This is a genomic window from Legionella busanensis (genome assembly GCF_900461525.1).
Taxonomy (GTDB): Bacteria; Pseudomonadota; Gammaproteobacteria; order Legionellales; family Legionellaceae; genus Legionella_C; species Legionella_C busanensis.
This window is the reverse complement of the sequence record NZ_UGOD01000001.1, coordinates 51154-74058: the sequence shown is the minus strand read 5'-3', so window position 1 is coordinate 74058 and position 22905 is coordinate 51154. Positions and strand designations below refer to the sequence as shown.

Here is a 22905-nt window from a genome sequence, read left to right as displayed (position 1 = left end):
CTAATTCCTGTCAAGACTGTAAACTACAAGTTAAAATAATACCTTTATATAGCCTTAAAGCGATATAATAAGCTATTAAATACAGTTTAAGGTGTTTTGAGGTAATTAAGTGAAACATAAGCCACGCAAGCGATTTGGCCAGAATTTTTTAAAAGATCAGGCTATTATTGCAAATATAATTAATGCACTTAGGTTGCATCCTGATGATAATGTCTTAGAAATTGGCCCTGGTAAAGGCGCATTAACCCATCTACTGTTAAAACATTTAAAAAAACTAAGAGCGGTTGAAATTGATAGAGATTTACAGGCCTTTCTAAGCCAAGCTTTTAAGCCAGATCAATTAGAAATTATAGCGGCTGATGCACTAGCTATTCCTTATGATACCTGGGGAAGTCAGTTACGTATTGTAGGTAATTTACCTTATAATATTTCTACCCCTTTAATCTTACATCTGTTATCTTTTGTTAAAAATATCAAAGACATGCATTTTATGTTGCAAAAGGAAGTTGTTGAACGATTAAGTGCAGAACCTGGTAGCAAGGACTACGGCCGTTTAAGTATTATCGTCCAATACTATTGTGAAGTAACCCCTTTATTTGATGTACCGCCAGAGGCTTTTTATCCTGAGCCCAAGGTCAACTCATCGGTAGTAAAATTAGTACCTTACTTAACTTTACCTCATCCAGCGGCTGACCTTAAAATATTACAAAATTTAGTAGCAACCGCTTTTTCGATGCGACGCAAGACCTTAGCTAATAATTTAAAATCACTTATTAGCGCACAAGAATTAACTAACTTAGGAATTGATGCTGGTTATAGGCCTGAACAAATTAGTCTACTAAACTATATTAGAGTGGCTAATTTTTTAGCAGACAAAATAAATTTAAATAATAAACGGTAATATTATAAATTATGGCTAAATTTTTGGAGATTAACTTGTTTAATCGGTACAGTAAAAAAGGTACAGGACAGGCTAAGCCCTTAAAGGATTTAACGCGAATCTTAACTGCAGAAGAAATACTTTCTGAAGAAAAAAGGGCTTTATTGCTGGAGCAAATTCGTAGCGCATGCTCTTTAGAGACCTCACGCTTTGATAGCCTTTGTTTAAGTATTATTCATAATCTAGTTAATCATGTACAAAATTTACCTGAAACTTCAAATAGTTACTATTCTCAGCAGGGTGGGTTATTAGATTATGCGCTTAATCGAACTGAAGCAGCACTTAATTTATTTAAAAAATTTGTGTTACTTGAAGAAGAGACTGACTATTCTGAAGAACAAAAATTATGGCAATATACTTTATTTTCTGCAGCCTTATTACAAGGTATTGGCAAATTACAAATCGATTATCTCGTTGAACTTTATGATAATAATGGGCAATTTCTAAAATTATGGAATCCCTTATTGGAAAATCTAGCTTCTGTAGGTAGCTGCTATGATTACTCTTTTCAAAAAGAAAGTGACAATGAATTACGTAGGCGTTTAAATATTCTTTTAGCACGAACATTAATGCCAACCAGTGGCTTTAGTTGGATTGTTTCCAATACGCAAGTTTTAGCTGTTTGGCTTGCCTTACTCAATGAAGATCTTTATTCAGCAGGAACATTGGGCGCTATATTAATTCGCGCTGATGCGATTGCAATACAACGATATCTTAATCAATTAAACTTTAAACTTACAAGTAGTAAAAATAATCGCTATAGTAGGACAGGCACTTTCACGGGCAGCGTGCCAGAATCTATTAGTAATTTGGAACAACAAATAGGTACACAATTTATCCAATGGCTGACTAAATCCCTAGAGTCCGGAATTATTATGATTAATAAAGCACCGTTGTATATGGTACCCGGTGGCTTATTAATGTCTCCTGATATTTTTAAATGGTTTGTTCGAGAACATCCTGAATATAAAAACTGGCAAGCTGCTCAAAATGCGTTTTTATCCTTAAAATTACATGAAGTTGGCCCTGACGGTAACACTTTAGCTCGCTTTGAGCAAAAGAATACTAAGCAAATGCAAAGTGGTATTGTATTTAGCCATTATGCGGTTGCCTTACCTGCTTCAGTTCAGTTCTATAACTTAAACACAGGCAAAACATTAACCTTATCAGATATTGAAGTTATTCATTCAGCGCAATTTTCTAGTAATTTTACTGCACCGCAACAAACAAATGTCACTCATTCACTAGAGATATTAAATACAGCGGGGCAATGGCAACAAGCAACTGCTGCAAAAACGCCAGAGCAAAAATTAAATTCTGGATTAACATCACGTGGCTGACTATGTTATTGGTGATATACAGGGTTGTTTTGAGTCTCTTTTACGTTTACTTGACCATATCCAATTTAACGAACATATGGACAAACTTTGGTTTGTTGGTGATTTAGTCAACCGCGGCCCCCAGTCTTTAGAAGTCTTAAGGTTTGTTAAAAATTTACCTATTACCTCCCCTATGACATTAGGCAATCATGACTTACATTTATTAAATAAAATCTTTGGTAATGCTTCAAGGACAAATAAAGACGACACGCTACAAGCAATCTTAATAGCCGATGATAGATATGAACTAGGGCACTGGTTACGTCAACAGCTTTTTCTTTATTACAGTGAAGAATTTAATATGGTCATGTGTCATGCTGGCATAGCACCGGTATGGAATTTAGCTACAGCCAAGGCATGTGCTTTAGAGCTAGAAGCTGTTTTACAGGGTGAAGATTACCAAGCTTATCTAAACCATATGTATGGCAACCTACCGAATTCTTGGTCGCCCCATCTTACAGGTTTTGAGAGGTGGCGAGTAATTACCAATTATTTTACCCGTATGCGCTTTTGCGGAACTCATGGTGAATTACATCTGGAATATAAAGGGACTATTGAGCAAGCTCCGCCCCAATTTATACCTTGGTTTTCTGTGCCAGGAAGGCAAGAAATTGAGGCAGATATTGTTTTTGGCCATTGGGCAGCTCTACAAGGTAGGAGTCCCCATCCTCGTATTTATGCTCTGGATACAGGCTGCTTATGGGGCGGGCGTCTTACGGCTTTACGTCTTCAGGATAAACAACTTTTTTCTGTTCCTGGCTTAAATGCCTTAGGTCACTTTTATTAACGCTATTTAAAAGTTGGGTTAATAGTTACCTATTTAATTAGATAGGCTGGCTTATTTGCCTTGATGTATTTGCATCTTCGCGATATTTGTCAATTTCAACTCGTAGCGTTTCTATCTGCTCTTTTACAACTTCTAAATGTTTTGATACTTTTTCTAGAGAAACTTTGCTTTTACCCTCTAAGGAAACACCTCTTATACCTTCTTTTAAGTAGTGAATTTGATTTTCTATTACTCCTATAGCAGGGCTTTTGCTTGACATTCCTGCTTTAGACAGGATTGTTTCATTTTTACTTTCCAATTTTTCTATCTCTGCCTCTATTTTTTTCCAGCTTTCTATTTTTACCCTTGTTGGAACATCACTTTCAGGCGTGCTACTCGCCATTTCCCTTAGTAACTTAATTTTTTGCATGTTCCGTTCAATAACTTTCCTTTCCCTTTCCGTTAAATTGCCATCAGTAGAACTAAAAAATCTTTGAGGATGATTGGTTCTGGGCAGAGACTGTGATTTATTTGCTCTCAAGAGTCCTTTTTCAAACTCTTCCTCTGATTCTTGTTTTACACTTGCATATCGCGTCAGCTTTATTACATCTACCCATTTAATATGTTCTCGTATGGTGTGATGAATTTCAGCGAACCGCTCCGGTTTCATTAATTGTAACAATTTTTTTTCTTTTAGTTGAAGGCTATGAATCTTTTCAGGATCATCCCCCCGACGTTTTTCTTTGCTAATCATATTTTAAATTTTTTTTAAATCTTTTTTCAGGTTAGTAGCATTTACAGTAGATTGAATCCCATATTTACTCATATCGCGGTTAATAGCATCAATAGGGGCAAGATAAGCTTGAATCTTCTCCTTTTTTTCTTTTAAAAGTTGTAAAGCAGTCCTGCTGTTATCACCGGTTAAAAATTGAATCCCTCTTTCCATTGCTTTTTGCCTTAGGAGAGTCTCATGATACATATCTCGCTCCTCAATAAATTGATATGCCTGATTAAGTTTTCTATTTAAGGTAAATTTTAAATAATCCCACAGCTTATCGGGATTATTTCTGCCCCTTGCTAAATCAAGCTCCCCTATTGTAGGATTATTTATTTTTTTAATAATTGTTTCAATACTAGCTATTATTTCCTGATTTCCATTATCTTTGACCTTATCTTCAGCTAAATTTCGTAATTGTGTGATGAAATCTTCTCGTGATAAGGCCTCATCAATACCTCTGCTATCTTTAGACCGGCCTAACAGTTTGTATAATAATATTAATTCCTCTAATGAAAGTTCATATGGAGAATTTTGGCCCAGAATTGCTTTTGAACTTTGCATGTAGCTCTCTTTCGACTTTACTTCCCTTTCAATTGCCTCAAAGCCCATTCTATCTTTTACTTGATCAATTACCTTAGAAATATAATTAGAGTCGAAACCTTGAGCTTGCCAGGTTTCTATTATAGAAATAATTTCATTTAAATTATTCAGGTCTGCTCGAGCTTCTTGCACGTCAGATAAGTTTAGGTAGTGAGTAGTTATTTCATTAAGGTTGTTACAGTCCGCAAGAAAAACTAGATATTTATTATTCGAATCACTAGCCCTTTTTTCAAATCTAGGCGCCATAACAAACCCCTTTACAATCTATATGTGTTAATTATAGATATACAAATTTATTTATTTCTCTTCTTTATTTGTTTTTATGAATAACGCTATGATAAGAGCAGAAATTTTGATAATGATTTAGATAAGACCTCATCAGACTTATTTTATGGAATAAAATAATGAATAATTGGATGATTTATGGCGCAAATGGCTATACGGGTGAATTAATAGCAAGAGAAGCAAAAGCGCGAGGACTTAACCCAATTCTTGCTGGACGTAACGCTGATAAAATTCACTTATTGGCTAATGAATTAGGCTTTACAAGCCGAGTTTTTAGCTTATCCGAGCAAGCTGACTTAATAAAACAACTCGCTGATATAAAATTAATCTTAAATTGCGCCGGTCCTTTTTCTTCTACCAGCCAGCCATTAATCTCAGCCTGTATTCAGTCAAATACACATTATATAGATATTACAGGTGAGATCAGTGTTTTTGAATATGCTTATGGTCAAAATGACCAAGCAAAAACGGCTAATATTGTCCTTTGTCCAGGCGCTGGCTTTGATGTTATACCTACAGATTGCGTCGCAGCAAAATTAAAGCAAGCGCTGCCAGATGCCAATTATTTAGCACTAGGCTTTGATTCTAACTCTACTTTGTCACCAGGCACAGCAAAAACGGCGGTCGAAGGTTTAGCGGAGGGAGGTAAGGTGCGTATTAGTGGGGAACTAAAAACGGTCCCATTAGGGTGGAAAACACGTAAAATTGATTTTGGTAAAGGTGAAAAATTAGCCGTCACTATTCCTTGGGGCGACGTGAGCACTGCTTATTACACAACCAGAATACCTAATATTGAAGTCTATCTTCCTATCTCTCCAAAAAATCTATCTACCCTTAAAAAAGCCAATTACTTACGGTGGCTTCTAAAATTAAACTTTGTACAAAATTTTTTAAAAAAGAAGGCTGCAGCCCAAAAAGGCCCCGATGCTAAGCAACTTAAAAATCTTGTTACTTATGTTTGGGGAGAAGTTAAAAACACTATGGGTGACAGTAAAACTATGCGTATTACCACAGGTAATGGATACGCCCTTACAGTCACAGGTAGCTTAGCAATTGTTGAATATCTTTTAAAAAATCAAGTAAAAGGTGGGTATCGAACACCTTCACAATTAATGGGCGCAGCATTCATTGATCAATTAACATTAAATTAAATAAAACCCTAAAGTTAGGGTTTTATTTATAAGCCTGCTAACTAGAAAACTACTTTAAGGTCCTTTAATAGTAGACTCTAAAATTTTAATATCATCAACAAAGCATTTTGTTTCACCACTCCAAGGAAAAGTAAATGCTTCACAATGATAAGTCAGCATCACATGTTTATTACTTTCCATGGCTAAAATGGCTTTCTTTACTAAATCTGATTTAAATTGACCAAGCGTAAAATGAAACTCTTTGCCAGTTGCGCCACTTGCATTATCAAGCCCACCACGAATTAACTCCCCTTCGTACGTACCCCAGTAACGACCTTCTTTTGCGACTTTGACAATAATACCTGACTTCTGTCCGGATTGAGTTGTCCAGCAACCTGTTAACAAGCTACTTGTTACTAAAAGCAAGCCAGCCAGAATTATCCTCATGAGCGCTACTCCCCGTGATAATGAATTAGATTAATAAATGCTTCAGCTAATTATCATGCTTATTTAGACTTTAAATATACCTATACTTAAGCATAATCTATTCCGCTATTACTAATTAAATATAGAAAAATAATTATAATTTTATCGCTTCCCGATAAGATTAAGCAAATAGCATAAGTTAATTTTTAAAAATAATGTCTATGAATTTTAATTTGATAAAAGAATAGAAAACGTAGAAAAACTTTATTTAAAGGTAGGTAAAGATGCCTTTCATTAAACTAGTTAATGAAAGGCAAACTAAATTAGTGCATCATAACATAACGGCCATGTTTAACAGTATAAGTATGTCCATTATGATAAATAACACCATGCTTACGGTAAGCAACCATATCTCGATAAACAACAGGTTGGCCTGTTAACACAGCTACGCCACCACCAACTGTGTCAGTAACAACTGCACCAGTTGTATTTACAACACCTGTGCTTGTTCTAACTACAGCACCACCCATGTTGTCCATAGTATTCCAACCACAGCCAGCTAAGGCTGCTGAAAGTATAGCAACAGAAGTTGCTGTGAGTATTAACTTTTTCATATTCTTCCCTCTTTCGTTAATAGTCCATAATTCACTACTACAGTTTAAACATAGTACAAAATTTTATAATTGCTAAATTTAAGAGGGAAAATAGCTTTTATAAACAAAGATAAATTATAAGTTTAGCGTCTAATTTATATACTAATAAAGCTCAATTATTACTATAGATATTTGTAGGAAATTCTTCATCAATTTCACTCTTGTCTTTCTTGACAGAGAAAAATTGCGGCATTAAAGCCTCTTTTGCTTGCTGACTAACTGACCTCCTAGAATCGAGCGTACCGGATTGCTCTACAATTAAATCGACCTCTTCTTTTAAAGGTGCATTATCAACTTTATTTTGACAATGGCGTGCTATAAGTGCCAGGGTTAAACCTATAGTAAGAAGAATGCCTCCAGCTAATGCAATGCTAGCGCTACTTACAGCTACTGCTGCTCCAACCGGTGGTATTAAAGTGATAAGCGCCGCAGTTAACGCTAAAAGCCCTCCTAATACTAGAAAAGCGCTAGTTGCTTCTACACTAGGGTAAGACATAAATTTTACAGCCCAAGGCGTATCTGGAGACTTTTTGATTAAAAGAGTAACGTCTATTATTACGCTTTTTTGAGGTATAATTTTTAATTGATTTAATTCTTCATCAAGAATAGTCCACTCCAATCCTGAATGAAATATACCGTATTGAGTTGTATTTTCTATCATAGCTTTATCAGCTATATCATAAAAGAGAGTAAGTTTTACTTTCTTAATAGCAGACCATCTATCACTTTGGGTTTGCTCTCCTATACCAAAAGACTTTTTTTGTAAAAAAAAGTGAATTTTCCGAGAGGTTTTATCACCTTCTAACAAATTATTGAAATTTTTTGGCATTTTATACATATATAAGTCAATTTGAACGCTGGAGTATAAACTTATGCGAAAAATTTTAAAAGCTTTAATTTGGTTAGAATTTCACCTGGTTTTTTTGCTAAGTCATGAATGCAGGGCTGTAGAAGCACTTTCCAAGTGTGGCTGGACAAAATTGAATATCTTAGCTGGGGCTAATGGTCCTTGAGTTAAAAAATAAACGTAGGTTGAGCCCAAGCTAACCTACCATTTTTTATTAGTTTCGTACAACCTAGTTAAGACAAACTAACATTAATATGTATATTTATTTTTTGGTAAAAGCACAGCTTACATTCTGTGTTTGCGGTTCCAAATCAACAAACCCTATAACTTGACCTTCCATAATCAGTTTTTCATTATTTAAAGAAAGAGTCATCTGCGTAAGAATAGCTTCCGTAGTATTAAATTTAGTATCTGAATATTTTTCAAAACTCATGCCTTTTAAGGTTAACTTAGACATATCCTGATTCCATTCAAATACCTGGTGGTCAAACGCTGCCTCATTATTTTCGCCACCTGAAGTTCCTTGCGTATGAAGAGCGCCTATACTAAATTCTTCATCATCTATACTAAAATACTCCGCATCATTTTCTATAGTGAAATCCATCGGTATTGCTGGAAAATTACCTATGACACAATTACCTGACCAATTGCCGGAAAAATTTGTATATTTGATACCTTGCTGTTTCGCTTGTTTTGCTGGGTGTAAGTCCTTAAACTGATTTGACATTTTACTAGGCATTAATTTATGAAAAAAATTTGCAGCCGATAGTGGTATTGTAAAAATACTTCCTATTACAAAAAGGGTGGGTAAGATGTTTTTATTCATTAAAAATCTCTCTAATTTACGAAAAGGGTTTTTTCAGCAATTCCTTTTACCCATTAAATTTTTTTATCAACTTACCTTTAAAATCCCCAAAATTTAGACGCAGTATTAAATAACTAAAGCAGTATAAGTATCTTTACTAATCACTTAAAGTGAGAATTTTTTTAATTACAGGAGATATCTGATACCAATATTAAATTGAGATAAAAACTAGGTAGATTGATTAGAAACTTGTTTTAAATTAGGTAAACAGCACTTAAGAAATTGATAGGTCTCTTTATAAATACCGGGGCTACTAGATTCCCGAGGTCCACCAATATTAAGTATAGAAATATTATTTATACTTACCCATTCCTTTAAATTATTTATTTCATCCTTTTTTGCCATTAGATTAATAATTAAATAAGGTTTATGTTGTTTTATAGCCTCTTGCAGTGTTAAGCAAGTAACATCTTTCTTATTAACCCAGGGCCAATTAGGAACAATAATTAAGGTACCATCCGAATCACGAACATTTAATTTTGTACGTTTAGCCAGATTTGATGTAGTAGTTTCTTGTAAAGTAGGGTAGTAATTTAATATACAACTGCCGTTTTCATCTAACCCACCTTTTACACACCACCCACCCGTCATAAATCCTAACTTCGATGCAACCTTAAGCGCCGCTTGATCTACTCCTGTTTGGCCACCTGAAACAATTTTATCAACCATGACATCCCAATATTAAATCGATGAAACTGAACTTGGAAAAACTTAACAATCCCTATACTAACAAAGGCTGTATGAAATTAGTTTTTGCAAATAAATTGTAAAAAAAGCTTCAATTTGCCTAAGTAAACCTCTAATTAAGGTTAAGATCATAACATTAGTAAAGTATTAAGGAAGCAGACATGGCTACGTTATCAGCACTTGGTACTCCACCCAAGTTAGAAAATGGAGATAGAAAAGAATTAAAAGCTAAAGCTATTGAAAATAACCCTTGTAATATGTGTAGAGTACTTGGCTTAAGTAGTTGCCAAGGCCATGGGGGTGGCGGCGGAGGTGGTGGCTCTGGTAACGAAGATAAGTTATCAGGACGTGATCCCGGTGATTTATATGAGAACGAAAGCCCACTTTCACTCAATTTAAAACCCTCCCTTATAGAGGGAATGTTATTATCTTCATTTTTAGAAGCTAGTGAAATCTGGCATGAATCTCTCGAAGAGGACCTATTATATTTATATAAGAACGATTTAGCCCTTGTATTTTTATCTTTGAATTTATCCCAAGGCTTGATTACTTTTCAAGAAAATAAATTACTTGATACAGATGAACAAAAGGACCTTGCAACTCTATATGATGCGATAAACAATGAATTTAAACAATTTAGAAAAGAATTGAGCGATCAAAATATTAAGCTTAATGCCACATTAATTCGGGTAGATAATAAATTAAGTATTTCTTTTCGTGGTGATTCATCAAAATACTACGATGCTTTTGTTACAAGACTAATGGATAAAAATTTAATTCCTACAAAAAAAGTGGAGTTAGATCTGGCCCAAACTGCACAAAAACAAGAAGTTTTTCTCCCTCAGGATAGTAAAGCAGATGCTTACAAATCACCAAATCCCTTTGATATTTCTCGTGGGCCAAGGCCACCCGGTTATCCAGAACAAGCCGGCTAATTATAACGTGTGCTTTAACTTTTGGTTAGAATGATCCGCATGAGAAAATAGGTAAACGGTACAAAAAGTAAAATAATCAGTAATGGCGCAATCTTTTCATTCATGCCCAAAAAATAAACAAAAAAATTCAATAAAATTACGCTAAAAATAAACTGTAGCACATAGATTAGAGGAAATTGCAGGCTCTTTTTAAAAGAATGTTTTTCTTTAAATACATAAATTAAATTAAGTAAATAAGAGGTAACAACACTTAATAAATAAGTAATAGAATACGCAATGTTAAGTGTTGTAACATTTAATAGAATAAGATATACAAGGTAGCTAATAAGCGTGTTTAGAGTGCCAACTATCACAAATCTTATAAAAGTAGGATTATAAAATTTTTTTACCCACTCAAGTTGAGCCACTGTGAATTTCATCAAAGATTCTCCAGACATATACTTATTAATTCTAACATTAAAATAATTAGATTTAATAAAAGGGATATAATTTCAATCGCCGTTACAAGCCTAGCAAGAGTCGCTTTGAAATTAGAGCTTAATCAATATTACTTATCTACCTTCTTAATTAACATTGCTTATTTTTATATCATTATAGGTATTAAAGTTATTTAATTAAACAATGGCGCTCAGGCATACTTAGGTATGTGTAGCGAAAATGAAGAGCCTCAATTACGACTACGTTTCCATCTCAAGGCTACGCTGACTATAATCAGTTAAATACTGGCTTTATTTTGTTCTATCCATGCCTTAATTTGAGTCCGCAATATAGATAAGCTGACCATACCATTTTTTAGGACTTCATTATGAAAGTGACGAATATCAAAATGAGCGCCTAAATCTTTTTTAGCTATTTGCCGCAAGCTTTGTATTTCATTTTTGCCCAATAGATAAGCTGTAGCTTGACCTGGCATCATAATGTAGCGATCTATTTCTCCTTCAATAATATTGTCACTAAGAGCAGTATGTTGTTTTAAATAATTAACCGCCTTTTCTCGACTCCAGTGGAAAGCGTGTATTCCAGTATCAATAACAAGACGAGCAGCTCTTAATGATTCATTAGATAACATTCCCAAGCGTGAAATATCATCTTGATATAATCCCATCTCATCAGCAAGACGCTCAACATATAAAGCCCACCCTTCACCAAATCCAGCATTAAATAGATACCGATTTAGCGTAGGTAGTGCTTTGTTTTCATAGGTGAGCGCAATTTGAAAATGATGTCCAGGTATTAACTCATGAAATAAAGTAGCTTCTTGGTCAATACGACTCTTTTTCGTAGGTTCATAAGTATTGATATAAAAAATACCAGGTTTAGTACCTGCGTCGTTAGGAGGATGATACTCTCCAGAAGCACCAGTTTTCGCTCGATGAGCTGGATAAGCTTTTATTGTTCCTTCGGTTTTTGGCATGATATCAAACCATTCAGAAACTTTAGATTTAACTTTTTCTAACGCTGCAAAATTATAATCTAAGATATCCTGTTCTGTTGAAAAATAATTCACTGATTCATTTTTTGCACGCTCAAAAATAGCAGTCAGGTCTTTTATGCCATATTTTTTCAACCCGATTTCTACTACTTCATCAGATATTTTTTGCATTGCCTGCAAACCTAGAGCATGAATTTCGCTTGGCGTTAAGTTCAATGTAGTTTCTTGTTTTAATTTAGCTTGATAGCATTTAGCACCAGCGGGTAAAACTCCGACACCTATCTCATTTCGAGTAGAAGGAATATACTCATTTTCCAGATAATCTGTATATTTCTTTAAGGAAGGGTTAATTATTATTTTTATTAAATCCTCTACTTGCGCTTTAAATTTCTCATCACCATCACGACGTGCGAAATCAAAATATGGAGACTCTTTAATAGGACCATCAATTATTATACGGAGTTGAGTTAAAACTCTCTTAGCAGCGGGTTTTGGGGCAGTATATCCAAGTTTCAGTCCCCATTTTAAATTATTAATTTGATCGTCTACAACTTTATCAAAGGATTGCCATCGAGTAAGGGCTAATCGTCGATATTCCGGTGTTCCAATAGGCTGTTTTTCAGCAACAATAGCCATTTTATTATGCCAACCAAAAGCTGGATTAATATCCCATAATTCTTCTCTACAAATACGGCTTGCCTTTTTAGCTTCTAACGTTTCTTTTAAAAGTAAATAGGTGGTGTATTCCGGTGTATTTTCCAAATCTTTTTCATTGAGTTCATTGAGTTTTAATAAAAAATTATCCTCTTGCTTTAACCAGGCTGCATAACCTTCTAGAGAAGAATCCATGAAACGATCTAAAGCTATATTCGTCGATCTTCCCCAAAAAAGACCTAACTCAGGTGAATATTCAAATAAACTATTTTCATATTCATTTGCAAGCTCAGAAAATTTCGACATATTTTTTCTCTCAACAAGATGGGCAGATGCGCATAACTTTATATTAAAAGATAAGACTAGGACGCTTAATAAAATCGTGATGAATTTCCTATTGGAAAGCATCTATTAAAACTCCTATTATGAAGATTATAGAAAAAGATTGATCACTTTTATCTAAATGGAACCTGATGGTTTATGATTGATTATGAATCTTATTAGAAGCCACGTGTGTTGGCTCCCCGGGACGGGCTCGAACCGCCGACCTAATGATTAACAGTCATCCGCTCTACCGACTGAGCTACCGGGGAATGAGGCGGAATCTTAAATCGATTCCGCTTGTGGGTCAATAGTATTATTAAGTATTTTGAATTTTTTTTATTTTTGACAGAATTGCTGTAAGCGATCCATGGCTTTTTGTAGGCATTCCATACTTGTTGCAAACGATAAACGAATACAACCTTCATTACCGAACGCAGATCCTGGCACTAATGCGACACCCTCTTCTTGTAACAACTTTTCTGCAAATTCTATATCATTAGCAAAGCCTCTTCGCGTAATAATTTCTTGCACACTAGGGAAAATATAGAAGGTACCATCAGCTGGAATAACTTCAATTCCATTAATATTATTAAGTCGAGCGACTAAATAATCATGACGTTCTTTAAATGCTTTAACCATGTCTTTTACAGTTTCCAAACCACCATTTAAAGCAGCAACTGCTGCGCGTTGGGCAATAGAGCACGGATTAGAGGTTGCTTGAGATTGGATGGTTTTCATCGCATTGATAAGGGAGGCAGGCCCTGCAGCATAACCAATGCGCCAGCCAGTCATAGCATATGCTTTAGAAACACCATTAAGAACAATAGTGCGTTCATAAAGATCAGGACATACATTTAAGATATTGGCAAAGGGGTGCGACCAGATAATATGCTCATACATATCATCTGTAGCAATGATGACGTGCGGATGACGCTGCAACACCTCAGCAAGGGCTTGTAATTCAGCTATACTATAAGCTACGCCTGAAGGATTAGAAGGACTATTTAGGAATAATAATTTTGTTTTAGGAGTAATAGCCTCTGCAAGTTGATTAGGTGTAATTTTATAGCGATTTGCCGGCGTAGACGGTATAATAATTGGTTTACCACAAGCTAATAAAACGATATCTGGATAAGATACCCAATAAGGCGCCGGAATAATAACTTCATCACCGTCATTAATAAGAGCTTGGCAAAGATTATAAATACTTTGCTTACCGCCGACAGAAACAAGGATCTGATTTAGTTGATAATCAAGACCGTTATCTCGCTTAAATTTATCGCGAATAGCTTGTTTTAATTCAGGTATACCGTCAACTGCTGTGTATTTAGTAAACCCGGCATTGATAGCAGCAATGGCAGCCTCTTTAATATGATTGGGTGTATCAAAATCAGGCTCGCCTGTTCCTAAATTGACGATATCAAGCCCTTGAGCTTGCATTTGAGTAGCCTTTGCTGCTACAGCTAAGGTAGGAGAAGGTTTTACTTGCTGCACGCGATTAGCTAGTGCAATGTACATATTAAAGCTCCTATTAAATTGATTTTTGTAGTTTTAAATCAAATTAGGTTATTGTTAAAATGAAAAATATATTTAAAATTTATTCGAATTATAAACCAGCAGGCGATCAGCCTACAGCGATTAATTCCTTAATTGATGGTCTAAAATCAGGCTTAGCGCGCCAAATCCTTTTAGGTGTAACTGGTTCAGGTAAAACGTTTACTATTGCTCATGTTATTCAGGCATTAAAGCGACCTACATTGATCATGGCGCCTAATAAAACATTAGCAGCACAACTCTATGGCGAATTTAAAGCGTTTTTTCCTGATAATGCTGTCGAATACTTTGTCTCTTATTACGATTATTATCAGCCCGAAGCCTATGTCCCCTCCTCTGATATGTTTATTGAAAAGGATGCCTCTATTAATGAGCATATTGAACAAATGCGTTTATCAGCTACAAAAGCTTTAATTGAACGCAAAGATGCCATTATCGTTGCTACAGTCTCTGCCATTTACGGCTTAGGCGATCCTGATTCTTATTTGCGTATGTTATTACATCTATCCCGTGGAGAACAATGTGACCAGCGTAAAATTTTACAACGCCTTGCTGAAATGCAATACACTCGAAACCTGAATTTCTTAGAAAGAGGTCAATTTAGAGTCCATGGTGATGTTATTGATGTGTTTCCTGCTGATGCTGAGAAAGAAGCTATTCGTATTGAATTATTTGATGATTATGTAGAAAATTTAGCAAGCTTTGATCCGCTAACAGGCGAAGTCATTCAACGCTTACCACGCGTTACCGTCTTTCCAAAAACTCATTATGTAACACCGCGAGATAAATTATTACAAACAGTTGAATTGGTAAAAGAAGAATTACGTGAACGTGTTAATGAATTTACCGCGCAAAATAAATTATTAGAGGCGCAGCGGCTACAACAGCGTACCTGTTTTGATATCGAAATGATGTTAGAGCTTGGTTATTGTTCTGGTATAGAAAATTACTCACGCTATTTGTCAGGACGCCAGCAAGGTGAAGCACCACCTACACTTTTTGATTACCTCCCGCCAGAAGCATTATTAATTATTGATGAATCGCATGTAACAGTACCGCAAATTGGAGGAATGTATCGGGGTGATCGCTCTCGAAAAGAAACCTTAGTTAATTACGGCTTTCGTCTTCCATCAGCACTAGATAATCGACCATTACGTTTTGAAGAATTTGAAGCGCGCTCACCACAGACAATCTATGTTTCGGCAACGCCGGGCCCTTTTGAAATGCAGCACGCTGATAATATAGCAGAACAGGTAGTAAGACCTACTGGACTTGTTGATCCAGACGTTATAATACGGCCTGTAAAAAATCAAGTTGATGATTTACTTTCTGAAATCAATCTTGTTGTTAAACAAGGTTATCGTGTTTTAGTTACAACGTTAACCAAACGCATGGCCGAAGATTTAACAGACTATTTAAGCGAGCACGGTATAAAAGTACGTTATTTACACGCTGATATTGATACAGTGGAACGTGTTGAGATTATTCGCGACTTACGTCTAGGTGAATTCGATGTTTTAGTAGGTATTAATTTACTTCGGGAAGGCCTGGATATGCCTGAAGTAGCGTTAGTTGCTATTTTAGACGCTGACAAGGAAGGTTTTTTACGTTCTGATCGGTCATTGATTCAGACTATTGGCCGTGCTGCTCGTCATATTAAAGGCCGAGCAATTTTATATGCAGACAGGATTACAGGCTCAATCCAACGTGCTTTAGATGAAACAAAAAGGCGCCGTGATAAGCAAATTGCGTTTAACCTTGAGCATAATATTACACCACAAGGTATTAATAAAGCTGTCCAGGATATTATGGAAGGCGCTTATGGTGGTGCTAAGCGTAAAAACCAAGTTGCTGAACGGCAACCAACTTATAAATCTTTGACCCCTGAACAATTAGCAAAACAAATAAAGTTACTTGAAAAACAAATGTATGCGCATGCAAAAAATATGGAATTTGAGTTAGCAGCACAAGTAAGGGATGAGTTGTTAGCTTACAAAGATCAATTAAAGAGTTTTGATGTTTAGGTAGCCGACAGTATGTGATTTGAACCCTTGGGTTCAGGTGGGTAGCGGATGAGTTAGTTCAGGCTTCCCACTTCAAGGTGGGCTTGCACAACGCTAACTACAGGATGCTTCCCTAAATATGTGCATTGGTTCATAAATCTAGCTACTGTCGGTTAAATGGAGTATAGCACCGACTATAATACATGACCAATAAATCAACAGTTAAAAAATAGAAAAGAAATATGCTTTCTATTAATCCTTAAATTTTAGCGTAGTTATTTAACTAAATTAAAATGTACTTTAATCTATTTTTTCTTCAACAAAAGGATTGCCATTGACGACCTGATTTATTTTATTTTCTAAAGAATTAATAAACTGGGTGACTTGGTGCCTTTGCTGCTCCTGCTGCTTCTGACAGGCAATAAGCTCATGACTAACATGTAGGGAGGCCAAAACTAAATTTTGAAAATCATCTAATTGTTTAAATTTTTTTTTATTTTGTAACAATTGCTCATTTAATTTAGCTGCAGCCAGCTGAAGATTATCAACTTCATTTTCAGGGCACTTAATATCGTAAGTTTTATTTAATAATTTTATTGTACAAGTTTTCGACGCTGTCATATTTTTTCGCCTTAAGCTGTTTACCATAAGCACCTTAGCGCAGTTATTTTTCAATTTATTAAGCAAGTTTTTTATTAGAGCAACTGTCTTTACCCTAAATTTATCATCTACATCGCTGGATCCCGCGGGGCATAGGTATCAAGAAAACCAGCTTATTTAGCTTTTTTTCAATTTATCCTGCCCTAAGCAAATGCTATTCTTTAAATAGTAACAATTTTGGCTTGTTCCGACAATTAAGCTATTATTAGTAATTTATTTTAAGAGTATTAATATGTCAGCAGAGACTAATCTTGCGCGCTTACCCACTTATCAAGAATTTGTTAATAAAATTGCAATACTCTCTCTACCTATATCAAGTAGCGAATTGCATGGCATTATCTGCGGCTATCTTTGCGCAGGTGCCGCAGAAAAGGCTGAAAGTTACTTGCAAGCTTTAACGCTGCAAAATAAAAAAGATGAATTTACCCGTGCAGCTGCTATGGCAATTTTCGATGCTTATACAGTAACCCAGCAACAAATTATAAACATTGATTTTACCTTTCAACTACTTTTACCCGATGAAGAGTCACCACTAATCTATAGAGCCCAAGCTTTTAGCCAATGGTGCGAAGGCTTTACACAGGGCATTACTTTATCTGGGATCAATTATGAACTTCTTGATGAAGAAGATTCACGGGAAGCATTACAACATATTGTTGAATTTGCTCAACTCGATTATAACAATGTAGATGTCAGTGAAGAAGATGAAAAAGCGTTGGTTGACATTAGTGAATATACTCGTATGGCTGTCTTGCGCTTGAGTGAAGATTTTCATAATCTTCATTCTACTAATGAGCGTGCTAAACACTGAAGGAATTTTTAATGATAACTCAAGAGGAATATCAACAACGTCGATGCAAACTCATTCAGCAACTGCCTGAAGGTGCTGTGGCTATTATTGCATCTGCTCAAGAAATGTTTCGCAATGGTGATACACATTATCGCTTTCGACAAGCCAGTAATTTTTATTATTTAACAGGATTTAATGAGCCTAACGCCATGCTAATTTTATTTGCAGGCCAACCTGGTAAGAGCTATCTGTTTAATCAATCACGTTATCCAGAAGAAGAGCTATGGACTGGAAAGCGTTTGGGCCAAGATGGCGCCTGTCAACAATTAAATATGGATGAAGCATTTCCTATAGAAGCGTTTAAAACTCAATTACCCGAACTATTAGCCAATAAAACTTCTCTATTTTATGAAATTGGCCGTAACAAAATTTTAGATGGAATGATTATATATGCTGTAAAGGAATTGAAAACGCAGGTAAGACGCGGTACAAAACCACCAGATAATATACATGACATCGAACCTTTAATTAGTGAAATGCGCTTATTTAAAAGTGACGCTGAAATAGCGGTTATGCAGAAAGCCGCTGAAATTTCTGTTGCTGCGCATAAACGAGCTATGCAAGTTTGCCCCCTATTAAAAAATGAATACCAACTCGAAGCAGAATTACTCTATGAATTCAATCGCCAAGGTGCTAATAGCGTTGCTTATGTACCTATCGTTGGCGGCGGTGAAAATACCTGCGTTTTACATTATACCCAGAATAACCAACCTCTTAAATCAGGCGATTTAGTTTTAATTGATGCTGGCTGTGAATTTGAAAATTATGCTTCAGACATTACACGAACCTTTCCAATTAATGGACGATTTAGTGAACAGCAGCGTGCGATTTATGAGTTAGTATTAAAAGCACAAAAAGCTGGCATTGCATGTATTAAGCCAGGTGTAGCTTGGCCAACTATTCAAGAAACGATGGTTGCTATTTTGACAGAAGGACTATGTAATTTAGGTATCTTATGTGGTGATGTAGAAACATTAATTGCTGAAGGTGCTTATAAGCAATTTTACATGCATAATTCAGGACATTGGTTAGGGCTAGACGTTCATGATAGTGGCTCATATAAAGTAAATAATGAATGGCGCCTATTAGAGCCTGGTATGGTTTTAACTGTTGAACCAGGGCTTTATATTAGTGCTAATACATCTAATGTCGATAAACAATGGTTGAATATTGGCGTTAGGATTGAAGATGATATTTTAGTGACTAAAACTGGTCATTATAATTTAACTGGTGCGCTTCCAGTTGATATCAGCGATATTGAGGCCTTAATGCGTGAATGAAAAACAAGTTGATATTTTAATTATTGGTGGCGGGCTTGCTGGTGCTGCATTACACATAGCCTTAACTCGTAAAGGCTTTGATTGTTTACTTATTGAATCTTCATCCTTTACAGACAAGATTCAACCTAATTTTGATGCGCGTACCCTTGCCTTATCGCCTGCGAGCATGTACATCTTACAAACTCTTAAAATATGGCCTCTTCTTGAGCAAGAAGTAACGCCTATTCATAAGATTTACATTTCTGAACAAGGTCGTTTTGGTAAAGCTCAATTAAACCGCAAAGATGAAAAGCCATTAGGTTATGTTGTAGAAATGCAGCATATTAATCGTGCTTTTCATCAAGCCATAAACCATCATTCTGTTTTTGCACCCGCAGAAATAATTAGTCTTGATAAATTAACACCAGCAATCACAGTTCATCATAATAATGAACCCTTACACATTAAGGCGAAACTGATTGTTGCTGCAGATGGCTCCCAATCAAAAATACGGCAATTAGCAAATCTTGAACAGGGAATTAAAATTAAAGATTATTTACAACAAGCTATTGTGACTAATATTGGTTTAGCCCGTCCTCATAAAAATGACGCTTACGAGCGTTTTACTCAATCTGGACCATTAGCTTTATTGCCTATTACCAAACAGCGTATGTCAATGGTTTGGGCATTAAACCCTAATGAAGCCGATCGCATTAGTAAGCTTACCGACTCTGCTTTTTTAACCCATTTACAACAAGTTTTTGGCTATAAACTTGGACAATTCAAAAAAGTAGGTCAGCGAACACTTTATCCGTTAAAACAAGTTATTATGCCTAATACGATTGCCTGGCCGTTCGTTTTCATTGGCAATGCAGCACACACATTGCATCCTGTAGCAGGCCAAGGCTTTAACCTAAGCTTACGAGACATCGCGGCTTTAGCTCAATGTATTGTCCAATATGGCTTAACTTCTGAAATGCTTGAAAAATATCAAGCCATGCGTCAATACGACCAACAAATAATTTCCCGAGCAACGAACGACCTAGTTGAATTATTTACATCTAAATTACCTGGCCTAGGCTTTCTACGTAGTATTGGTTTATCGATATTTGACAATAGTAATTTATTAAAGCGGATTCTCACACACCATGCTCGAGGTTTTGCAGGGATAGTTCCTGATTTAGTGTGCGGTATTGATTTATAAGGCGGGGGTAAAATGAAGTCACATCAATTTGATGTTATTGTCGCTGGTGGAGGCGTTATTGGTTTGACTGCAGCTCTAGCCATGGCAGAGCGTAATTTTTCAGTAGCCCTTCTTGATGCCGGAGATTTAGAAATAAATGCCTTAGCTAAACCAGATTTACGCGTTTATGCAATAAATCATGCGTCACAAAATCTACTTAAACAATTAGGTGCTTGGGAATTAATTGATCTATCACGAGTTTCACCTTATCAGCATATGTATGTTTGGGACGCTGTTACCTTAGCCTGTATTGAATTTGACGCGCGTCTAATTGCCAGCTCTAACTTAGGGACTATTATAGAAGAAACTATCATTAAAAATGCCCTCTTAAAACGCTTAGCAAATGAACAAAAAGTGACCTTATTTCCTAAGCATAAAATTACGCAAGTAAATAGCACATCTGAACTAATTACTCTTATAAGCAATGAAGAAATATGGCAAAGTAATTTACTATTAGTTACAGATGGAGCCAATTCACCCATACGCAAAATGTTAGGCACCCAAATTACCAGCTGGCCTTATCATCAACATGCTTTAGTTACAACCGTAAGAACTGAGAAGCCACATCAAGAGACCGCTTATCAAGTATTTAATCCAGATGGCCCCCTTGCCTTTTTACCTTTAGTTGATAAAAATTTATGTTCTATTGTTTGGTCAACAACGCCACAGCAAGTTAATCAATTAATAACTTTAGAAGATGAGAGATTTAATGAAGCACTTAGTAAGGCATTTGCCTATAAATTAGGGCAGGCGCATGTAGTTAGCACCCGACATCAATTTCCATTAACCATGCGTCATACCAAGCAATATGTAGGTAAAAATTGGCTATTATTAGGCGACGCTGCACATACTATTCATCCTCTAGCTGGTTTAGGATTAAATGTAGGTTTAGCGGATATTAGTACATGGTTAAATTGTCTAGATAAAAGTGCTGGTAAAAACTTCTCAACTAACGTATTAAATGCGTATCAGAGGCAAAGAAAATATGCTGTATGGCAAGTCATTGCACTAATGGGTGGGTTAAAAACGTTATTCGCTAATCCTCTAACTCCAGTTGCTACTCTTCGCCAAGTAGGCTTAACCTTTTGTAATCAATTTACACCTCTAAAAAGATTATTTATCGAGCAAGCCGTTGGCCAATCTTTAAAATAGTTAGAGAATCGAGGATGTTTAAGATGCCAAGAAACCTTCTCTTTGGCATCTTATGAATAGCCTAATTGAAGGTTAATTATTCTTGACGCTTCATTGCGTCAAAAAACTCTGCATTTGTTTTATGGTTTTTCATTCTTTCTAGCAAGAACTCAATTGCATCACACTCATCCATAGATTGGAGAATTTTACGTAAGATCCAAGTACGCTGTAGATCTTCAGGACTTAATAAGAGATCCTCACGACGTGTTCCTGAACGATTAATATTAATTGCAGGGAAAACCCGACGCTCAGCAATACTACGGCTTAAGTGTATTTCCATATTACCTGTCCCTTTAAACTCTTCGTAGATAACTTCATCCATTTTAGAGCCAGTATCAACTAGGGCTGTAGCAATAATTGTTAAACTGCCGCCTTCTTCAATATTACGTGCAGCGCCATAAAGTCGTTTCGGTCTTTGCAGAGCATTAGCATCCACGCCACCCGTTAAAACCTTGCCTGATGAAGGAATAACCGTATTATAGGCTCGAGCTAAACGAGTGATGGAATCAAGTAAAATAACAACATCTCGTTTATGTTCAACTAAACGTTTTGCTTTTTCAATAACCATTTCGGCGACTTGAACATGGCGATTAGCAGGCTCATCAAACGTACTTGCAACAACTTCGCCTTTAACTGAACGCTGCATTTCAGTTACTTCTTCAGGGCGCTCATCAATTAATAATACAATTAAGTGACAGTCTGGGTAACTCTTTTCAATGGAATGAGCTAAATTTTGGAGCATTAATGTTTTACCAGCTTTAGGTGGTGAAACAATTAATCCACGCTGGCCTCGGCCAAAAGGTGCACACAAGTCAACAACACGAGCTGTTAAGTCTTCTGAGCTGCCATTACCTTGCTCCATCACTAGGCGTTGATTTGCAAAGAGAGGTGTTAGATTTTCAAATAATATTTTACGTTTTGTGCTGTCTGGTGCATCAAAATTGATTTGATCGACTTTTAATAAAGCAAAATAACGTTCATTATCTTTTGGTGGGCGAATTTTGCCATAAACCGTATCACCGGTTCTAAGTCCAAAGCGGCGAATTTGACTAGGCGATACATAGGTATCATCAGGGCCAGCTAAGTACGAGTCGTCTTCAGAGCGTAAAAAACCAAAACCATCAGGTAATACTTCTAAAACACCTCCACCGAGGATATCCTCACCTTTACTAGCGTGTGCTTTTAGAATTGCGAATAAAATATCTTGTTTACGTTTGCTGGAAGTATTTTCAACTCCCATTTCCTGAGCTATGTTAACAAGATCGGCAATAGGTAATTGCTTAAGTTCTCTAAGATTCATACTACTCACTTGATGTATTGTTTGTTTAAACGAAATGGGATTCCGAGATAATTTAATTAGGAAGATCAACGTGGAAAGTTGTCGTCAACAGGCTTCATTGCCAATGCTAGTTACCAAATGTATTAGCCTAATTAGCAGGGATAT

The 22905-nt window shown here is 35.9% G+C and carries 22 protein-coding genes, 1 tRNA gene and 1 other RNA gene; 10 read left to right on the top strand and 14 right to left on the bottom strand.

From position 1 onward, the window contains the following. The first annotated feature begins 109 nt into the window (after positions 1 to 109). The 3 genes from rsmA to DYH30_RS00310 are packed head-to-tail and all read left to right on the top strand — an operon-like array spanning position 110 to position 3106. Positions 110 to 901 carry a 16S rRNA (adenine(1518)-N(6)/adenine(1519)-N(6))-dimethyltransferase RsmA gene (rsmA, locus tag DYH30_RS00320; protein WP_115329476.1) on the top strand — a complete coding sequence of 264 codons (792 nt, stop codon included), beginning with the start codon at positions 110 to 112 and terminating at the stop codon, positions 899 to 901. A 35-nt stretch (positions 902 to 936) separates the two neighbouring features. After that, positions 937 to 2280 carry a TraI domain-containing protein gene (locus DYH30_RS00315; RefSeq protein ID WP_174233261.1) on the top strand — a complete coding sequence of 448 codons (1344 nt, stop codon included), beginning with the start codon at positions 937 to 939 and terminating at the stop codon, positions 2278 to 2280. Next, positions 2273 to 3106, top strand: coding sequence for a symmetrical bis(5'-nucleosyl)-tetraphosphatase (locus DYH30_RS00310; protein ID WP_115329474.1), 834 nt, complete (start codon positions 2273 to 2275; stop codon positions 3104 to 3106). Before DYH30_RS00315 ends, DYH30_RS00310 begins: the two co-directional genes overlap by 8 nt. A gap of 37 nt (positions 3107 to 3143) precedes the next feature. Here DYH30_RS00310 and DYH30_RS00305 read toward each other — a convergent pair whose 3' ends face one another. Further along, entirely contained in the window at positions 3144 to 3839 is a 696-nt protein-coding gene (locus DYH30_RS00305; RefSeq protein ID WP_115329473.1) for a hypothetical protein, read from the bottom strand. 3 nt (positions 3840 to 3842) lie between these two features. Further along, on the bottom strand, positions 3843 to 4709 hold the full coding sequence (locus DYH30_RS00300; RefSeq protein WP_115329472.1) for a hypothetical protein: 867 nt from the start codon (positions 4707 to 4709) through the stop codon (positions 3843 to 3845). A 158-nt stretch (positions 4710 to 4867) separates the two neighbouring features. Here DYH30_RS00300 and DYH30_RS00295 point away from each other — a divergent pair, with 158 nt between their 5' ends. After that, entirely contained in the window at positions 4868 to 5899 is a 1032-nt protein-coding gene (locus tag DYH30_RS00295; protein ID WP_115329471.1) for a saccharopine dehydrogenase family protein, read from the top strand. Positions 5900 to 5953: 54 nt separating this feature from the next. On the opposite strand, the gene DYH30_RS00290 is transcribed toward DYH30_RS00295, so the two are convergent. The 5 genes from DYH30_RS00290 to DYH30_RS00270 form a co-directional block, all read right to left on the bottom strand. Continuing rightward, positions 5954 to 6325 (bottom strand): hypothetical protein, encoded by a 372-nt coding sequence (locus tag DYH30_RS00290; RefSeq protein WP_115329470.1) that lies wholly within the window; start codon positions 6323 to 6325, stop codon positions 5954 to 5956. Positions 6326 to 6627: 302 nt separating this feature from the next. Then, a complete protein-coding gene (locus DYH30_RS00285; protein ID WP_115329469.1) occupies positions 6628 to 6918 on the bottom strand; it encodes a hypothetical protein in 291 nt (96 codons plus the stop codon). Positions 6919 to 7069: 151 nt separating this feature from the next. Further along, a complete protein-coding gene (locus tag DYH30_RS00280; protein ID WP_115329468.1) occupies positions 7070 to 7795 on the bottom strand; it encodes a hypothetical protein in 726 nt (241 codons plus the stop codon). A 271-nt stretch (positions 7796 to 8066) separates the two neighbouring features. Continuing rightward, the gene (locus tag DYH30_RS00275) at positions 8067 to 8630 is read right to left on the bottom strand and encodes a hypothetical protein (protein WP_115329467.1); all 564 of its coding nucleotides are present in this window, start codon (positions 8628 to 8630) and stop codon (positions 8067 to 8069) included. Positions 8631 to 8837: 207 nt separating this feature from the next. Further along, positions 8838 to 9338: a putative molybdenum carrier protein gene (locus DYH30_RS00270; RefSeq protein WP_115329466.1), complete on the bottom strand. Its 501-nt coding sequence runs from the start codon at positions 9336 to 9338 to the stop codon at positions 8838 to 8840. Positions 9339 to 9517: 179 nt separating this feature from the next. Here DYH30_RS00270 and DYH30_RS00265 point away from each other — a divergent pair, with 179 nt between their 5' ends. Then, on the top strand, positions 9518 to 10291 hold the full coding sequence (locus DYH30_RS00265) for a hypothetical protein (protein ID WP_115329465.1): 774 nt from the start codon (positions 9518 to 9520) through the stop codon (positions 10289 to 10291). A 14-nt stretch (positions 10292 to 10305) separates the two neighbouring features. Here DYH30_RS00265 and DYH30_RS18665 read toward each other — a convergent pair whose 3' ends face one another. The 4 genes from DYH30_RS18665 to DYH30_RS00245 form a co-directional block, all read right to left on the bottom strand. Then, positions 10306 to 10710 (bottom strand): GtrA family protein, encoded by a 405-nt coding sequence (locus DYH30_RS18665; RefSeq protein ID WP_160116131.1) that lies wholly within the window; start codon positions 10708 to 10710, stop codon positions 10306 to 10308. A gap of 296 nt (positions 10711 to 11006) precedes the next feature. After that, positions 11007 to 12683, bottom strand: a complete 1677-nt coding sequence (locus DYH30_RS00255; RefSeq protein WP_115332453.1) for a DUF885 domain-containing protein — start codon at positions 12681 to 12683, stop codon at positions 11007 to 11009. Positions 12684 to 12894: 211 nt separating this feature from the next. Further along, positions 12895 to 12970: transfer RNA gene (locus DYH30_RS00250), tRNA-Asn, on the bottom strand. Positions 12971 to 13037: 67 nt separating this feature from the next. Beyond that, the gene (locus DYH30_RS00245; protein ID WP_115329463.1) at positions 13038 to 14219 is read right to left on the bottom strand and encodes a pyridoxal phosphate-dependent aminotransferase; all 1182 of its coding nucleotides are present in this window, start codon (positions 14217 to 14219) and stop codon (positions 13038 to 13040) included. A 59-nt stretch (positions 14220 to 14278) separates the two neighbouring features. On the opposite strand from DYH30_RS00245, the gene uvrB reads away from it, so the two are divergent. Beyond that, positions 14279 to 16279 (top strand): excinuclease ABC subunit UvrB, encoded by a 2001-nt coding sequence (uvrB, locus tag DYH30_RS00240; RefSeq protein WP_115329462.1) that lies wholly within the window; start codon positions 14279 to 14281, stop codon positions 16277 to 16279. Here the strand turns inward: uvrB and ssrS are convergent. Together ssrS and DYH30_RS00230 are read right to left on the bottom strand one after the other, a co-directional pair. After that, a non-coding RNA gene (gene ssrS / locus DYH30_RS00235) (6S RNA) lies at positions 16278 to 16436 on the bottom strand. The two genes, uvrB and ssrS, sit on opposite strands and share 2 nt — an antisense overlap. A 122-nt stretch (positions 16437 to 16558) precedes the next feature. Beyond that, the gene (locus DYH30_RS00230; RefSeq protein ID WP_115329461.1) at positions 16559 to 16879 is read right to left on the bottom strand and encodes a cell division protein ZapA; all 321 of its coding nucleotides are present in this window, start codon (positions 16877 to 16879) and stop codon (positions 16559 to 16561) included. A 271-nt stretch (positions 16880 to 17150) separates the two neighbouring features. Here DYH30_RS00230 and DYH30_RS00225 point away from each other — a divergent pair, with 271 nt between their 5' ends. The 4 genes from DYH30_RS00225 to DYH30_RS00210 are packed head-to-tail and all read left to right on the top strand — an operon-like array spanning position 17151 to position 21422. After that, entirely contained in the window at positions 17151 to 17729 is a 579-nt protein-coding gene (locus tag DYH30_RS00225; protein ID WP_115329460.1) for a UPF0149 family protein, read from the top strand. Between the two features lie 11 nt (positions 17730 to 17740). Next, a complete protein-coding gene (gene pepP / locus DYH30_RS00220) occupies positions 17741 to 19048 on the top strand; it encodes a Xaa-Pro aminopeptidase (protein WP_115329459.1) in 1308 nt (435 codons plus the stop codon). Next, positions 19041 to 20231, top strand: coding sequence for an FAD-dependent monooxygenase (locus DYH30_RS00215; protein WP_115329458.1), 1191 nt, complete (start codon positions 19041 to 19043; stop codon positions 20229 to 20231). Before pepP ends, DYH30_RS00215 begins: the two co-directional genes overlap by 8 nt. Positions 20232 to 20243: 12 nt before the next feature. Beyond that, positions 20244 to 21422, top strand: a complete 1179-nt coding sequence (locus DYH30_RS00210) for an FAD-dependent monooxygenase (RefSeq protein WP_115329457.1) — start codon at positions 20244 to 20246, stop codon at positions 21420 to 21422. A gap of 76 nt (positions 21423 to 21498) precedes the next feature. On the opposite strand, the gene rho is transcribed toward DYH30_RS00210, so the two are convergent. Further along, positions 21499 to 22761 carry a transcription termination factor Rho gene (gene rho, locus DYH30_RS00205; RefSeq protein ID WP_115329456.1) on the bottom strand — a complete coding sequence of 421 codons (1263 nt, stop codon included), beginning with the start codon at positions 22759 to 22761 and terminating at the stop codon, positions 21499 to 21501. Positions 22762 to 22905: the final 144 nt, after the last annotated feature.